The organism is Chloracidobacterium sp. N (genome assembly GCF_018304765.1).
GTDB lineage: Bacteria > Acidobacteriota > Blastocatellia > Chloracidobacteriales > Chloracidobacteriaceae > Chloracidobacterium > Chloracidobacterium aggregatum.
The window spans coordinates 1616255-1632015 of record NZ_CP072642.1 but is presented as its reverse complement, the minus strand read 5'-3'; the positions used below and the strand labels follow the sequence as shown (position 1 = coordinate 1632015).

Annotated in this window: 11 protein-coding genes; 9 read left to right on the top strand and 2 right to left on the bottom strand. The window is 61.8% G+C overall.

The window, feature by feature from the left end:
• Positions 1-18 precede the first annotated feature (18 nt).
• From J8C05_RS06720 to rpsR, 9 genes are all read left to right on the top strand, one after another.
• On the top strand, positions 19-2244 hold the full coding sequence (locus J8C05_RS06720) for an ATP-dependent helicase (protein WP_246840670.1): 2226 nt from the start codon (positions 19-21) through the stop codon (positions 2242-2244).
• A 143-nt stretch (positions 2245-2387) separates the two neighbouring features.
• The gene (lptB, locus tag J8C05_RS06715; protein WP_082671141.1) at positions 2388-3182 is read left to right on the top strand and encodes an LPS export ABC transporter ATP-binding protein; all 795 of its coding nucleotides are present in this window, start codon (positions 2388-2390) and stop codon (positions 3180-3182) included.
• Positions 3183-3199: 17 nt separating this feature from the next.
• The gene (rpoN, locus tag J8C05_RS06710) at positions 3200-4768 is read left to right on the top strand and encodes an RNA polymerase factor sigma-54 (protein ID WP_211421490.1); all 1569 of its coding nucleotides are present in this window, start codon (positions 3200-3202) and stop codon (positions 4766-4768) included.
• 36 nt (positions 4769-4804) lie between these two features.
• Complete coding sequence (hslO, locus tag J8C05_RS06705; RefSeq protein WP_211421489.1) at positions 4805-5722, top strand: Hsp33 family molecular chaperone HslO; 918 nt, start codon at positions 4805-4807, stop codon at positions 5720-5722.
• Positions 5723-5868: 146 nt separating this feature from the next.
• A complete protein-coding gene (locus J8C05_RS06700) occupies positions 5869-9198 on the top strand; it encodes a VPS10 domain-containing protein (protein ID WP_211421488.1) in 3330 nt (1109 codons plus the stop codon).
• 88 nt (positions 9199-9286) lie between these two features.
• A complete protein-coding gene (gene pyk / locus J8C05_RS06695; protein ID WP_211421487.1) occupies positions 9287-10717 on the top strand; it encodes a pyruvate kinase in 1431 nt (476 codons plus the stop codon).
• A gap of 117 nt (positions 10718-10834) precedes the next feature.
• Positions 10835-11857, top strand: coding sequence for a CobW family GTP-binding protein (locus J8C05_RS06690; RefSeq protein ID WP_211421486.1), 1023 nt, complete (start codon positions 10835-10837; stop codon positions 11855-11857).
• A 132-nt stretch (positions 11858-11989) separates the two neighbouring features.
• A complete protein-coding gene (locus tag J8C05_RS06685) occupies positions 11990-13042 on the top strand; it encodes a tetratricopeptide repeat protein (RefSeq protein ID WP_211421485.1) in 1053 nt (350 codons plus the stop codon).
• Between the two features lie 105 nt (positions 13043-13147).
• Positions 13148-13492, top strand: a complete 345-nt coding sequence (rpsR, locus tag J8C05_RS06680; RefSeq protein WP_072234206.1) for a 30S ribosomal protein S18 — start codon at positions 13148-13150, stop codon at positions 13490-13492.
• A 59-nt stretch (positions 13493-13551) separates the two neighbouring features.
• Here the strand turns inward: rpsR and J8C05_RS06675 are convergent, their stop codons facing one another.
• Together J8C05_RS06675 and acsF are read right to left on the bottom strand one after the other, a co-directional pair.
• Entirely contained in the window at positions 13552-14538 is a 987-nt protein-coding gene (locus tag J8C05_RS06675; RefSeq protein WP_211421484.1) for a Gfo/Idh/MocA family protein, read from the bottom strand.
• Positions 14539-14549: 11 nt separating this feature from the next.
• Positions 14550-15650, bottom strand: a complete 1101-nt coding sequence (gene acsF, locus J8C05_RS06670; RefSeq protein WP_211421483.1) for a magnesium-protoporphyrin IX monomethyl ester (oxidative) cyclase — start codon at positions 15648-15650, stop codon at positions 14550-14552.
• Positions 15651-15761 lie beyond the last annotated feature (111 nt).

Sequence of the window (15761 nt, the reverse complement as noted above, 5' to 3'; positions counted from 1 at the left end):
GCTGCCTGGAACATGGCTATGAATGCTTTGCTTGATGGACTCAACCCCGAACAACGCGCCGCCGTCACCACGACGGACGGCCCCCTGCTCGTCATTGCCGGCGCCGGTTCCGGGAAAACCCGGGTCATCGTTCACCGCATGGCCTACCTGCTCGATCAGGGGCTGGCGCGGCCCGAACAAATCCTGGCCGTGACCTTCACCAACAAAGCCGCGCTCGAAATGAAAACGCGCGTCCACCAGCTTCTGCCGCCTTCCCGCCGCTATGGAGAACTGCTTGTCGCGACGTTTCACAGCTTCTGTGTCCGCGTCCTGCGCCGCCATCTCGACCGCTTTGGCGGGAGCTACACCCGTGACTTCACCATTTACGACACCGACGACCAGGGGCGGCTCATCAAAGCCTGTCTGAAGGAACTCCAGATTGACGAAAAGCAGTTTCCGCCCCGGATGATTCAGTACGCCATCAGCCGCGCCAAGAATCAGGGGGAGACGCCGGAAACCATGGCCCCGGCCTCCGATCCGAAGCGGGATGCCATCATCAAAACCTTCCGGCTGTATGAAACGCGCCTGGCGGCGGCCAATGCGCTCGATTTTGACGACCTGTTGCTGCTGACGGTACGACTTCTGCGGCGGTTTCCAGACGTGGCGGATGCCTACCAGGACCGTTTTCGCTACATCCTCATTGACGAGTACCAGGACACGAATCCCCCGCAGTTCAACCTGGTGCGGCTGCTAACGCAACGCCATCAGAACCTGTGCGTCGTGGGCGATCCCGACCAGTCCATTTACCGGTTTCGGGCAGCGGACATCCGTAACATTCTGGAGTTCGAGCGGCACTACCCACGGGCCAAAACCATTGTTCTGGCGCAGAACTACCGTTCGACGAAAGTCATTCTCCAGGCGGCCAATGCCGTCATCCGGCACAACCGCGCCCGCCGGGAAAAACAGCTTACGACGCAAAATGCCATTGGGGAGCCGATTCGGGGGCTCATCGCCCCGACGGCCGAGGCCGAAGCCGACCTCGTTGTGGAAGCCTTGCTGCAGTGGCAGCGCCAGCGGTCGCACCTGCCGGAAGCCGAAACCCGTGCGGCCATCCTGTACCGGACGAATGCCCAGTCCCGGTTGTTTGAGGAAGCTTGCCGGCGGCGTGGCGTGCCCTACGTTCTGGTGGGCGGGTTTTCCTTTTACCAGCGGGCCGAAATCAAGGATGCCCTGGCCTACCTCCGGCTGCTGCTCAATCCGCATGACGACGCCGCTTTCGAGCGCATCATCAATGTGCCGGCGCGGGGCATCGGCAAGGCCACCCTGGAAATCATCACCGCCCGGGCCGCACGCGACGGGCTTTCACGCTGGACCGCCATGGAGCAGGTGCTGGCGGAAGGCGCACTGAATCCACGTGCGGCAACGGCGCTGGCCGGTTTTGCCGGTCTGATTCGTGACCTACAAGCCCGGTTGGAGGGGGCTCCGCTGGCGGCTCTGGTGTCGGCCGTCGTCAACCGCTCCGGCTACCTGGAGATGCTGGCCCAGGAAGGCACACTTGAAGCCGAAAGTCGTCGGCAGAACCTGGAAGAACTCGTCACGGCGGCAACCGAAGCCGACGAACGGGGGGCTTCGCTGCGGGAGTTCCTGGACCAGGCCGCGCTGGTGTCCGACACCGATGACCTCGTGGACAACGCCCGCGTCACGCTCATGACGATTCACAGCGCCAAGGGGCTTGAGTTCCCGTTGGTCTTTGTCGTCGGTCTCGAAGAAGGGCTGTTTCCGCATGCGCGCGTCGTGGACGACGCGGAGGAACTCGAAGAGGAACGGCGGCTCTTTTACGTCGCCATCACCCGCGCCAGGCATCAGCTCTATCTGACGCAGGCGCAGCGCCGCCGGGTGTATGGCGAAGAACGGATCACCGATCCCTCCCGCTTTCTGGAAGAGGTCCCGGAACAGATCGTGCAGTTCGACGGTGCACTGCCTTCATCCGGCGGCATCACGCGGTCGCCCCTGTCGTATGGCGCGTCGTATGGTGCACCGGCCGGACCATCGGCTGCCAAACCGTCCGTGGAGCCGGCGCGGAGTCAGCCGGCGACCGGCACGGCGGAGGGTTTCCGGCTGGGCGACCGGGTGGAACACGCAACCTACGGCGCAGGGCAGGTCGTCCGGGTGGCCGACGGCAAGCTCGACATCGCTTTTCCGGGCAAGGGCATCAAGCGGTTTGTGGCGGCCGCCGCCCCCCTGACCCGGCTGCCCCGGCGCTGAGCCGTGCTTCCGGCGCCGGCGTCAATCCAGCGGGCTGCGGCTGATTGACGCCCCGGCAGGCTTCTCACTACATTCGCGGTGTTCCTGCCTCTGACTGCCTGCTGTCCAGGTGTGAATCCTTTGTGTGTCGTCTGTGACGATTGATGCTCAAGAAAAAAATTGCCCGTTTACAGGTCGTTGACGCCACACCCGCACCCGTCATGCAGCCGGAGAAGACGGAGACGCTGGCCGCCCAGCGGCTGCGGAAATCCTATCGTGGGCGCGAAGTCGTTTCAGATGTCACCCTGCACATCGGGCGCGGGGAAGTCGTTGGGCTTTTGGGGCCCAACGGGGCCGGCAAGACGACGACCTTTGCCATGATCGTCGGACTGGAAACACCGGATGCCGGCATCATTGCCCTCGATGGCGAGGACATCACGGCGCTGCCGATGTACCGGCGCGCCCGCCGGGGGATCAGCTATCTGCCGCAGGAAGCTTCGATTTTTCGGAAACTGACCGTCGAAAACAACATTCTCGCCATTCTCGAAACGCTCAATCTGTCGGCCATGGAGCGCCAGACGCGCCTGGAAGCCCTGCTCGATGAACTCGACATCAAGCACGTCCGCCGCACGATGGGCTATGCCGTTTCGGGCGGCGAGCGCCGCCGGACGGAAATTGCCCGTTGTCTGGCCATCGAACCCAAGTTCATCCTGCTGGATGAACCCTTTGCCGGGATTGACCCCAAGGCCGTGATTGAAATCCAGGGCATCGTGGCCCGCTTGCGGGAAAAGGGGATCGGTGTTCTGATCACCGACCACAACGTACGGGAAACACTGGCCATCACTGATCGTGCCTACATCATCAGTGAGGGGCGCATCTTTCGGTCAGGCCGGCCGGAAGAGCTGACTTCCGACCAGGAAGTGCGGCAGGTCTATCTCGGAGAGAACTTTCGTCTTTAGGCTGGGTGTCATTGGCTATGAACCTGCGTCCGCAACTTGCGCCCCGCACGGAACAGCGTCTTGGGTTGGTGCTGACGCCCCAGATGCGGCAACGCATCGAGATGCTCAGCATGACGCTGACCGACCTCGCCGAACTCGCCATGCAGGAAGTCGTGGAAAACCCGATTCTGGAAGAGGCGGACCCCCACGAGCCGGTGGAGGACATCACGCCGGTGGATGAGCTGGCGGCGGAAGTTGAAGGGGAGATAGGTGGGCTTCCGGGAGACGCCGGAGACGATGCGCCAGCACTGACCGGGGCCGAAACAGAGACGGCCGCCCCGGCGCTGGATGGGGAAGCCGTCTCACCGGCGGACGAAGAACCGACCGAAGCGCCTGATCCCTTTGCGGAAGTGGATTTCGGCGCAATGTTTGAGCATTACCTTGATCCCGGCTACCGTACGCTGGGCGAGTATGAAGAACGCGAAGAGCAGAACCTTGAAAACCGGCTGAGGCATCACCTGACCCTGCAGGAACACCTGCAGGCCCAGATTGCCTTGTTACCCTTGGATGAGGCCACGCGAGCCGCAGCCGAAGCCATTGCCGCCAGTCTGGACGAGCGCGGTTTTCTGGCCGATTCCTGCGAGGAAATTGCAACGATTGGCGGCTGGCCGCTCGAAGTGGTGGAAACAGCGCGCCAGGTGGTACAGCGGCTTGACCCGGTTGGCTGCGCTTCCCGTGATGTGCGTGAGTGCTTCGTCGTCCAGCTCGAACAGCAAGGCCATGGCGACCGGTTGGCCGTACAGTTGGTGCGCGATCACCTCGACCGGCTCGTGCCGTTTCGCTGGCCGGAACTCGCCAAAACGCTGGGCGTCGGCTGTGAGGTCATTGCCGGGGAAGTCGCGCTCATTCGCCAGCTCGATCCCTTTCCCGGCCGGCGGTTTGCCCGCATTGGCGACGGACTGCTCCAGGGGGCGCAACTGGTTCAGCCGGAACTGTTCATCGAGAAACTGGGAAATGACTACATCATCCGCTTCAATGACGACGGGCTGCCGCAACTGCGTATCAACGCCAAATACCGCCGCATTCTGGAAAACCCCAACGCTTCGCGTGAAGAACGTGAATTTATCCGCGACCGTTTGCGGGCGGCCATTGATCTGATCCGCAACATTGACTACCGCCGCCGGACGATCTACCGGATTTGCGAGGCCATCGTCGAGTGTCAGCGGGACTTTCTCGATCACGGCCCAGCCCACATCAAGCCGATGATGCTCAAGGATATTGCCGAGCGGGTTGGAATCCATCTGTCAACGGTCAGCCGGGTGGTCAACGGCAAGTATGTGCAGACGCCGCTGGGCATCATCGAGCTGCGGCGCTTTTTCACCGAAGGGTTGACCAACGACAACGGCGAAGTGGTCTCGACCGACATCATCAGGATGAAAATCAAAAAGCTCATTGCCGAGGAAGACCCGCGTGAGCCGCTCACCGATGATCAGATTGCCCGCCTGCTGGCCCGGGAAGGGCAGCGTCTTTCGCGGCGAACAGTGGCGAAATATCGGGAACAGATGCATATTCCTGGCTCGCGTGAACGCCGCCTGGTCACTGGCTAGCGTGACCGCCATCCCGACTGCTGGAATTTCCGCCCCATGAAGCTTTCACCTTCTCCGACGCCCGATCGCCTGCTGCAAGCTGTGGCGGCCGGGGATAGCGTGCGTGTCGTGGCGGCCACGACCACCCACCTCGTACAGGAAGCCTGCCGGCGGCACAAGTCGTGGAAAACGGCCACGGTGGCGCTGGGGCGGACACTGACCGGGGCGGCGCTGCTGGCCAGTTCGCTCAAGACCAGCGAACGGGTCACGATCCACATCGAAGGGCGCGGGCCCGTGGGCACGATTACGGCGGAAGCCAATGCGCAGGGGGAGGTGCGCGGCTACGTGCAGCATCCCCAGACCGATGTCCCGCTGCGTCCCGATGGCAAGCTGAACATTGGCGCGGCCGTGGGCAAGGGTGTGCTCCACGTCATCCGGGAAGGCGGCTTCGAGATTGGACTGATGGAAGCCTACCGTGGTTCGGTTCCCCTGGTGTCGGGCGAGATTGCCGAAGATTTGACCTACTACCTGTCCAACTCGGAGCAGATTCCGTCGGCAATGAGTCTGGGGGTGTACATGGAAGCCGGGGACGGGGTGGTAGGCGCGGCCGGTGGCTTTCTGGTGCAGGTGCTGCCGGATGCTGACGAGGCTACGGTGGCCCACCTGGAACGCGCGGTGGCAATGGCGCCGCCGATTACCCAAATGGTCAAGGCCGGTGCGACACCGGAAGACCTCATCCGCCAGGCGCTCGGAGAGCTGGACTGGCGGCCGCTGCTGGAACGGCCGCTGAAGTTTGCCTGTACCTGTTCGCTGGAGCGGACGGAACGCCTGCTCGTGGCGCTTGGAGTCGAAGAAATGCAGTCCCTGCTGGCCGAACAGGGACAGGCCGAACTCACCTGCCACTACTGCAATGCCGTGTATCGGCTCTCGGCCGATGATTTGCAGCGGCTCATCGCGCTCGAAACGGCCGGATAGAACTGGTCTGCCAAGGTTTTTGGATCCGATGCCGGTCGAACCTGCCGGTTGGTGATTGCTTTCCACTCGTCCCTTTGGGTATGCAATCCGAATCATCAATCCAAACGCGCGTCGTCACCATCCGGTGATGGCTCACCCATAAGCCCATGTCATATCGTCTGCTGCTGGTACACTGTCTGGTCGCCAGCCTGGTTGTGATCCCTTGGTTGCATCCTGGGGCGCTGGCGCAGTCCACCCGTCAGAAAAAAACCGAATCCAAGCCGGCCGCACCCACGGCCGCGGACACCAAAAAAGAAACGTCTCCACTGAACGAAGCCGCGCTCGCCGGGCTGAAGTTCCGCTCGCTCGGCCCGGCGGTGGCTTCCGGGCGCATTGCTGCGCTGGCCGTTGATCCGCGCAACCGCCGCCGCTACTTCGCCGCCGTGGCTTCGGGCGGTGTCTGGAAAACCACCAACGCCGGCGTGACCTGGACGCCGGTCTTCGACAGCCAGCCTTCCTTTTCCATCGGCGCTGTCACCATTGACCCGAAACATCCCTTCCGCATCTGGGTGGGCACGGGTGAAAACAACTCGCAACGCAGCGTGAGTTACGGCGACGGTGTGTATCGTTCGGACGACGACGGCCGCACCTGGCGCAATCTGGGGCTGAAGGAATCCGAGCACATTGCCCGTATTCTCGTTGACCCGCGGGATTCCGAAACGGTCTATGTGGCGGCGCAGGGGCCGCTCTGGCGGTCAGGCGGCGACCGTGGGTTGTACAAAACCACCGACGGCGGACAGACCTGGCAGCGCATTCTGGACATCAGCCCCGACACCGGCGTCACCGAAGTGGTCATGGACCCGCGCAACCCGGACGTGATGCTGGCTGCGGCGTATCAGCGGCGGCGGCACGTCTGGACGCTCATTGATGGCGGGCCCGAAAGCGCCATCTACAAAACGACGGACGGCGGCAAAACCTGGCGCAAAGTCACCACCGGTCTGCCAACGGTGCACCTGGGCCGGATTGGTCTGGCTATCTCGCCGGCCAACCCGGATGTCATCTATGCCTGTGTCGAAGCCGCCGACGGCAAAGGCGGCATTTTCCGTTCGCTCGATGGCGGCGAAACCTGGGAGCGGCGCAACCCCTTCGACCAGACGGCGATGTATTTCAGCACGATTGTCGCCGATCCGCGCCAGGTCGAGCGGGTGTACGTCCTGAATGTGTTTCTCATGGTTTCCAATGACGGGGGCAAGACCCTGACGCCGATGCCGGGGATGCGGCACGTCCACGTAGATCACCATGCGCTGTGGATTGACCCGGCTGACCCGGATTACTACCTCGTGGGCTGTGATGGCGGCGTCTATGAGAGCTTTGACCGTGGGCAGTCCTGGCAGTTCAAAGCCAACCTGCCGGTGACACAGTTTTATGACGTGACGGTGGATAACAGCGAGCCGTTCTACTTCATTTATGGGGGGACACAGGACAACAACACCCTTGGCGGCCCGTCGCGGACGCGCCATGCCCACGGGATCACCAATGCCGACTGGTTTGTGACCGTCGGCGGGGACGGCTTCCACGTGCGCGTGGACCCAACCGATCCGAACATCGTCTATTGCGAGTACCAGTACGGCAATCTGTTTCGTTTCGACCGCCGCACCGGCGAGCGCGTCGGGATTCAGCCCAAAATCGGCCCCGATGAACCGCCGTTGCGCTGGAACTGGGATTCACCGTTCATCATCAGTCCGCACGATCACAAACGGCTGTACTTTGCTGCCAACCGGCTCTTTCGCAGTGATGACCGGGGAAATAGCTGGCGGGCCGTCAGTGGCGACCTGACCCGTCAGCTCGACCGCGACAGGCTGAAGGTCTTTGGCAAGGTCTGGGGACCCGATGCCGTGGCCAAGCACGCCTCGACTTCCTTCTACGGCAACATCACGACCATTGCCGAGTCGCCCATGCGGGAGAACCTGCTGTTTGTCGGGACGGACGACGGTCTGGTGCAGATTTCCGAAGATGGCGGCGCGACCTGGCGGAAGCTGGAAACCTTCCCCGGTGTACCGGAGCAGACCTTCGTCAGCCGCATTGTCCCGTCCCGGCACGATGCCAATGTGGTGTATGTCGCGTTTGACAACCACAAAAACGGCGATTTCAAGCCCTATCTGCTCAAGTCATCTGATCTGGGGCGGACGTGGAGCGCATGTGGGGGTAACCTGCCGGAGCGTGGCTCGGTCAAGTGCCTGTCCGAAGACCCGGTCAATCCCAATGTTTTGTTTGTCGGCACGGAGTTCGGGTTGTGGTTTACGCCCAACGGCGGCAGCCGCTGGGTGCAGCTCAAAGGGGGACTGCCCACCATCGCGGTGCGGGACATTGCCATTCAGACCCGCGAGCATGACCTGATCATCGCCACATTCGGGCGCGGTTTTTATGTTCTGGATGATTACCGCGCGCTGCATACGGTGACGGAAGACCTGCTGGCGCAGCCGGCGCAGACTTTTCCGGTGCGTGATGCCTGGTTGTATGTCGAGTCTGAACCGCTGGGGGGCGGGAAGCGCGGTTTCCAGGGGGATGCGTTGTATGTGGCGGACAATCCGCCCTTCGGGGCCGTTCTGACCTACTATCTGAAGGAGGCCCCCAAAACGAAGAAACAGCGCCGCCAGGAAGCCGAAAAGAAAGGTGACGACGTGCCTTACCCAACCCGCGACGAACTGCGGGAGGAGGCGCAGGAAGAAGCACCGGCGACATTTGCCGTGGTGACGGATGAGCAGGGGCAGGTTGTCCGGCGCATCACCGCGCCCCAGGAAGCCGGCTTCAACCGCGTGGCCTGGGACCTGCGCACGCCCGCGCCCCAACTTCCACCTCCGCCACGGGAAGAGGAAAATCCCTTTGCCCGTCCGCCGGTCGGATGGTTCGTGCCGCCGGGGACGTACACCATCACCCTGTATCAGCGCGCCGATGGCGTCACCAGCCAGCTTGGCACGCCCCAGACCTTCCGGGTGCGTTTTCTCGATGAGCGGGCGGCCGAGGATGTCCGCGCCTTCGAGGATTTTCACCGGCGGTTGCTGACGGCGCAGCGCACGATGCACGGTGCACTGGAGACGGCACAGGAAGTCCAGAAGCGGCTCACGGCTGTCAAACAAGCCATTCTGGAGACGCCGGCAGCGGATGCTAGGCTGCTCGATGAGACGACGGCGCTGACCCGGCGACTCGATGCCCTGATGGTCCGCCTGCGCGGGGACCGTGTGCTTCAGGCGCGCAATGAAAATACACCGCCGGGGTTGGCCGAGCGGTTGTCGGAAATTGTGGCGGAGCGCAGCGCGACGCTCACCCGTCCCACGCAAACCCATGAAGCCCAGTACGCCATCGTGGCCGAAGGACTGCGGCAGGCGCTGGGTGACTTACGCGCGCTGACCGATGATCTGGGGCGGATCGAGAAAACGCTGGAGTCGCTGGGCGCGCCCCATACGCCCGGCCGGTTTCCCTCCTGGCCGGAGCGGTAGGGCGTTCTGTCCGGCCATGACCTGGCCGGGTGGCTGGGCTATGCTGTGGCAGGTCGTCACCGCCACACTGCAAAGGAAACGAACCGCTATGGCACGCGCCAAAATCGTCGCCACCATCGGCCCGGCCTCCCGCGCCCCGGAAATCCTCCGCACCCTGCTGGTTGCCGGGGTCAATGTCGCCCGTATCAACATGTCGCATGGCAACCATGAGGGACACGCCGAGGTCATCGGGTCACTCCGTCAGTTGGCGGCAGAACTACAACAGCCGCTCGCCATCCTGCTGGATTTGTGCGGTCCCAAAATCCGCACCGGACGGTTGATTGGTGGCGAGCCGGTCATGCTGGTCACGGGCAACCGGATTGTGATTACGCCGGAGGATATTCCCGGCAATGCCGAGCGCATCAGTTGCAACTACGATGGTCTGGCCTACGATGCCCGGCCCGGTGATCGCATCCTGATTGACGACGGCCTGATTGAGCTCAGTGTGACAGCCGTCCAGGGACGGGATGTCGAATGCCTCATTCTCAATGGCGGCGTGCTCAGTGAACGCAAAGGCATCAACCTGCCGAGCATTCCGACGTCGCTGCCCTCGATGACCGACAAGGACCGCGATGACCTGCGCTTTGGCATTGAGCAGGGGGTGGATTACGTGGCGCTGTCATTCGTACGTTCGGCCGAGGACTGCCGGCAGTGCAAAAACTACATTGCCGCCCTTGGAGCCCAGACGCCGCTCATTGCCAAAATCGAGAAACCCGAAGCCCTGAACCACCTCGATGAAATCCTCGACATCGTGGATGGGGTCATGGTGGCGCGGGGCGATCTGGGCGTTGAAGCCGAGACCGAGCGGGTGCCGATTTTCCAGAAAGAAATCATCCGGCACGCCAACCGCAAGGGGCGGATTGTCATCACGGCGACGCAGATGTTGCAGTCCATGGTGGATAACCCGCGCCCGACACGCGCCGAAGCGTCGGATGTGGCCAATGCCATTCTCGACGGCACTGACGCGGTCATGCTGTCGGCCGAATCGGCAGCCGGGAAGTATCCGGTCGAGTCCGTACGCACGATGCGGCGCATTGTGGAGTACACCGAAGAGGCTTTCGCCGGGCAGCAGTCCTGGCGCGCCGGTTCCAACAAGTTCATGAACCTGCAGGGCAGTTCGTCCCTGCGCGCACTGTCGGAAGCGGCCGTTTTTGCGGCGGAAAATGTCGGCGCGCGGGTCATTGCCGTGTTCACCGAGGGCGGCAAGATGGCGCGGGCGCTGGCGTTGCTGCGCCCGAAGCAACGGATTGCGGCCATTACGGCGGATGTCGGGGTCTATCAGCAGCTTTCGGCCGTGTGGGGGATTGAACCGCTGCTGATGCCCAATCCGCCGGACATGAAAGACTTGTTTGCCGAAGGGGTGGGGCTGCTGCTGCGGTTGGGGTGGATCGAGTCGGGGGAACGACTCGTGGTGCTGGCCGGCAAAATCAAGGGCCTGCCGGTCAACAACCTTGTCCATCTCCAGCGGGTCGGCGAATGAGTTTCAGGCGATGCCTTTCCGATATATGCTTGGTAACACCGCGTCCGGGTGATACTATTGCCTGCTTTACACCTGACTGGCGCCCGCGATGAGAAACCATTTCTGGGGGAAACTGCCATGAGCGTTCAGACAACTGTGCCGGAGTCGTCCGGTGGGGCTTCGCCCGTGCCGGCGATTGTCATTTCCGGTTTTCTGGGAAGTGGCAAAACGACGTTGCTGCTCGCCGTGCTGCACCACATGCGCCGCCTGGGACGTAAGGTGGCCGTGCTGATGAATGAGTTTGGCGACATCAGCATTGATGGTGAAATCCTGCGGGGCGAAGGCTTCAGCGTCATGGAGCTGAGCGACGGCTGTATCTGCTGCCAGATCGGGGAAGACTTTGTGCAGGCGTTTACCGAAGTCGCTACCCGGCAGCCGGAAGTGATTTTCGTCGAAGCCACGGGGCTGGCCGATCCGGTGGACCTGCTCGATCAGGCGACAGCGCCACACCTGCTCGACCGCGTGACGATTACCCGACTGGTGACAGTGGCCGACCCCAAAAACTTCACCCGTCTGTCAAAGGTGCTCAAGGCGATTGTCAAACGCCAGACCCAGTTTGCCGATGTCATTGTTATCGGCAAGGCCGATGAAGCTACACCGGAGCAGATTGCCGACATCCAGCGGTACGTTGAAGAAAACAACCCGTACGCCCAAGTGTACCTTGCCACCCAAGGCATCGTGCCCGGAGATGAAGCGTTCCAGTGGCTGCTGGCCGAGGTCGAGCCGGCTGAGCGCGAACGCCGCCGGGCGGCAATGCGGGAACAGCTCACGGCGCTCAACGAGCAGGAATACAAAGCCCATACGGACTTTCACTCGATGTCGTGCCGGTTGCTGCGCCCACTGGTGCGGGAGCGTTTCGAGGAATTCATGCGGCAGCTTCCCCCGGACATTGTGCGCGCCAAGGGCTTCGTACGTTTCGAGGGCGAAGACGGGTTGTGGGTCATGATGTATGTCAACGGTGATCTCTACATCCGTCCTGTGACGCTGTCACCTTCACCGGAAGAGCACCTCGTCTTCATTGGTGCCAGGCTTGACCATGCCCAGCTTGCCAGCGCCCTGGTGGCCTGTGAGGGGCGGCGGCGCGCCCTGGCCGTTTTATAAGCGCCTCTTGAGAACCACACCCTTCTGCCAAGGGTAAACCTGTTTTTGAGCGTCACGGATACCATTCACGACACGGTTATGCCCGGGAAATCACGCAAATCGAAAACGTCTCCGAAGCCGGCTTCGCCTTCCTTGGAAAAACTTCTGGAAAAAGGCGATGCCTATCTTGAAGAAGGGGAACTGGAGGAAGCCGAAGCCGCCTATGCCAAGGCTTTGACCCTGGCTCCGCAATCGCCGGAAGTGCTCATCCGGCTGGGGGCCATGCTCCTCGAAACAGAACGATATAACGAAGGCGTGGATTACCTGCGCGAAGTCGAGCGTCTGGCGCCAGACGATGTGCGTCCGCTCCACCTGCTCGGTGTGTTCTACGTTGAAGAAGGGGAGTTTGACCTGGCTGAAGAATACTTCAAGCGCGCGCTCAAGCTCGAACCCAACGAGGCCCTGAGCCATTACAACTACGGCAACTTCCTGTCGGAAATGGGACGGCTGCCCGAAGCCGAGGTGGCTTACCGGCGGGCCATTGAACTGGGGCCGGAAGAGCCGCTGCACTATCTGGGGCTGGGCGGACTTCTGGCTGACCTCGAAAAGTATGATGAAGCTCTCCGGCAGTTTCAGATTGCGCTTGACCTCGACCCGCACGATCCCCGCATTTATCTCGATCTGGGGGATTTGCTCATGGCGATGGAGCGGGTCGAGGAAGCCTTGAAGGCGTACCGTGAATCTGTGCGGATTGATCCTCACAACGCCCTGGCGCGGTATGGTCTGGGGACGGCATTGCTGGCGCGCGGCGAAGCCGAAGCCGCTTCCCACGAGCTGAAGGATGCCATCGTGGATGGACTGGAAGTGCCACTCACGTTTGTCAAACTGGGTATTGCCCTTCGCATGGCCGGTCAACTGGAAGAATCCCGTGAGGCCTTCCAGCAGGCGTATGACCTGCTCGAGGAGGAACGGTCACAGGGGGGCGACATCCGTGACACGTGCTACGAGGAAATCATCACCCTGCTGGGGCTGGAGCAGTCCCGGCGGGCTTATGAGCTTGTGGATGGTTTGCAGGGAGACGAGCTGGATGCCCAGGCCGTAGCCGAACTCAGCGCCGATCTGCGACGGCTGGCGGCCTTGGGCGTCAGTGAAGCCGATGAGGTTTTACGCCGTCTGACCTTGCCGCCAGGAGAGCTTATCCACTAGGGATTTCATTTTTCACCAATCCACACCGGCCCCGGCGGCCCCTGGGTTTCTGACCTGGCGTGCTGCCGGTCGCCGGTATGTTATCGAGGGAGAACAAAGAGGCGTATGTCGGAAATGACCGAAACCACTGAAGTCGTCACCGGGACGACAACCACCCCGGAACGGCGTCCCGCCGGGACGGGGAATGCCGGTGCCCGCCGTGCTGGCGGCGGACGTCCTGGCGGCAACCGTCGCATGGGGCGGCGCAAGAAGCGGTGTCCGCTTCTGGAAGCCAAGATTGACTATATTGACTACAAAGACGTGAAGCTGCTCGAACGGTTCATCGGCGACAACAAGCGTATTCTGCCGCGCCGTCTGACCGGCGTGAACCCAACTATGCAGCGTCGGCTGGCACGGGCCATCAAACGCGCCAAACACCTGGCACTGCTGCCTTACGTCCAGTCCATTTAGCTCCCGTCGCCCACGAGTCCAGCCCCCACGTGATGGATTCGCTGCCGGTGAGCAGGGGATCAGTCCGATGTCAGCGTGACCCGCTGACCGCTTTTCACCGCCCGTTCGGCGGCATCGGCAAAACGGAGAGCTTCAAGTACATGGTCGAGAGAGACATACGGCGTTCCGCGACCGGCAATGGCGTCGAGGAACGCCGTGATGTCGTGGGCAAACAGACCACTGCGTGGCATGACCGGCACGGCCTCAGTAGCGCCATCCGGGTTCGTGTACCACACCTCCCGGTGTTGTCGTCCGATGAGTGTGCCGGACTCGCCCACGGCCTGTAATTCGGCCGCCGGCCCTGTTTCCTCGTGCCGGGTGAGCACATCGTTGATGTCTCCACGGCCTTCTGCGCCGAAGCCGAAGCGCAGATGCGTGGCACGCCGCCCAAAGCGGGTGCCCTGCTCATCGGAAAACGTTTCCTCGCCTTCAATCCAGGTGATTTGTCCCACGCAGGCGACGATGCGGCTGGGCACACTGGCCTGCTGGAACAGCGAGAAGCCGTGTGCGCGGTCAAACGTCCAGTCTTCGGGGGCTGCCGGGCGGGAGCTGAGGTTGTTCCAGGTGATGTGGTGGACTCGCCCGATGCGGGGCAGGGCTTTCCGAAAAGCCTCGAACCAGGCTGAGAGCAGCTCAATGTGTTCGACGTGCAGCACGACGCCACGCGCCCGGGACTGTTCGACCAACTGTTCGGCGTCGGTGAGCGTCAGCGCCAGCGGGTAGTCCACACTGACCGGTTTGCCGGCCGCAATTGCCGCCTGTGCCATGCGGGCATGGTGCGGGTTGGTCGAACACACCATGACGGCATCCACATCCGGGCGCGCAATGGCTTCCTCCCAGTCTTCAGTGGCTGCCGCCGCAATCGGGAATGCCAGTTCGTAGGCCCGATTGAAGTCGTGGGAGGCGACGACGGCCACACGGGTATCAAAGCGCTCGTGGAGCTCGCGTAGGCGGGCGCGTGCGACGCGCCCGCTGCCCAGAATGGCAATACCAAGAACGGTGGGCATGGAAATTGCCCTCAGGCCATAGCCGGCTGACCTTTGGACTGGCTGGCAAAGCCCTTGATGACCGGCGCCACCGGGTATTCGGGGATGGGCGGTGGTGCATCGGTACGCACTTTCATGGCAAACAAACGCAGATAATCCGCCGCCATGGCCGCCTGCATGGGCAGGAGTGCCAGCTTGCCGGCGCCTTCGTCCTCACGCCTGTTCATCTCCGTGTAACGTGCCGCCATGCGGTCCAGAATGCGGATGAACTTTGGATTATCCACATCGAGCCGCAGCCCAAACACGCGCTGGGCATAGGCATTCGTTTCCCGGATCACCTTCAGGTCATATTCCCGCCAGTTCATGCCGATGGACGCATAAAAGTCCTGCGCTTTGAGATCACGCAGCCACATCGTCACATAGACGGCCAGCGAGAAGAAGCGGATAAGCGTCCGGTTGACGCCGCCGCTCAGGTACAGGTTTTTCTGGGCTTCGAGCTGAAGACCGATAAAGTCGCCGTGCTTGAGTTCATCCTGGCACCAGCCACCGAAGTACTTGAAGATCGGATGGTAACGGTATTCAGGATGGGCTTCGAGGTGGGAATAGATGTTGATGTAGCGGAAGTAGCCGATGACTTCCGAAAGGTACGTGGTGTAGAGGATGATTTTCGGATGCATGCTGACGAATTCCTTTTCGCCCTGCAGCATCTGGAGGTCAAGGTCAGCCTTGATGTCGCGCATCGCCAGCCGGATGAAGCCGCTGTGCCGCCCTTCATCGCGCGCCATCAGCCGGTAGGTGTCGCTCAGGATGGGGTCTTCAATGCGGTCCGCGATTTCCTTGTACAGCAGCGCCCCCGAAAACTCGCCCAAACAACCACGAATGAGAAAATCCTTGAACGACGGCGGAAGATGGGAGAAATCCTGCTCGAAGTCCGGGTCGTCGTCCCGTTTGAAGAAATGCTTGTTCGGATCATCGGCAAAGCGTTTGTGCATGGCTTTGAACGCTTCGGCCATGTGATCGAACCGCAGGGCATTCATCTTCTTGTAATCCGTGACATAAAAACGCGGACTGATGAGACTTTTGTCTGCCGCCGCCGCTTTCGTCTCCTGAATGACGGATTCCGTGGCAATCATAGGGCACGACCTCGCAGAAGGAACCAAAGTGGATGGAAGCCGAAACTTCGTTTCCAACCTACTTTGCGGCCGCTCCGATTTGAAATGAATTTTCTGGCGGGGACGCCATGG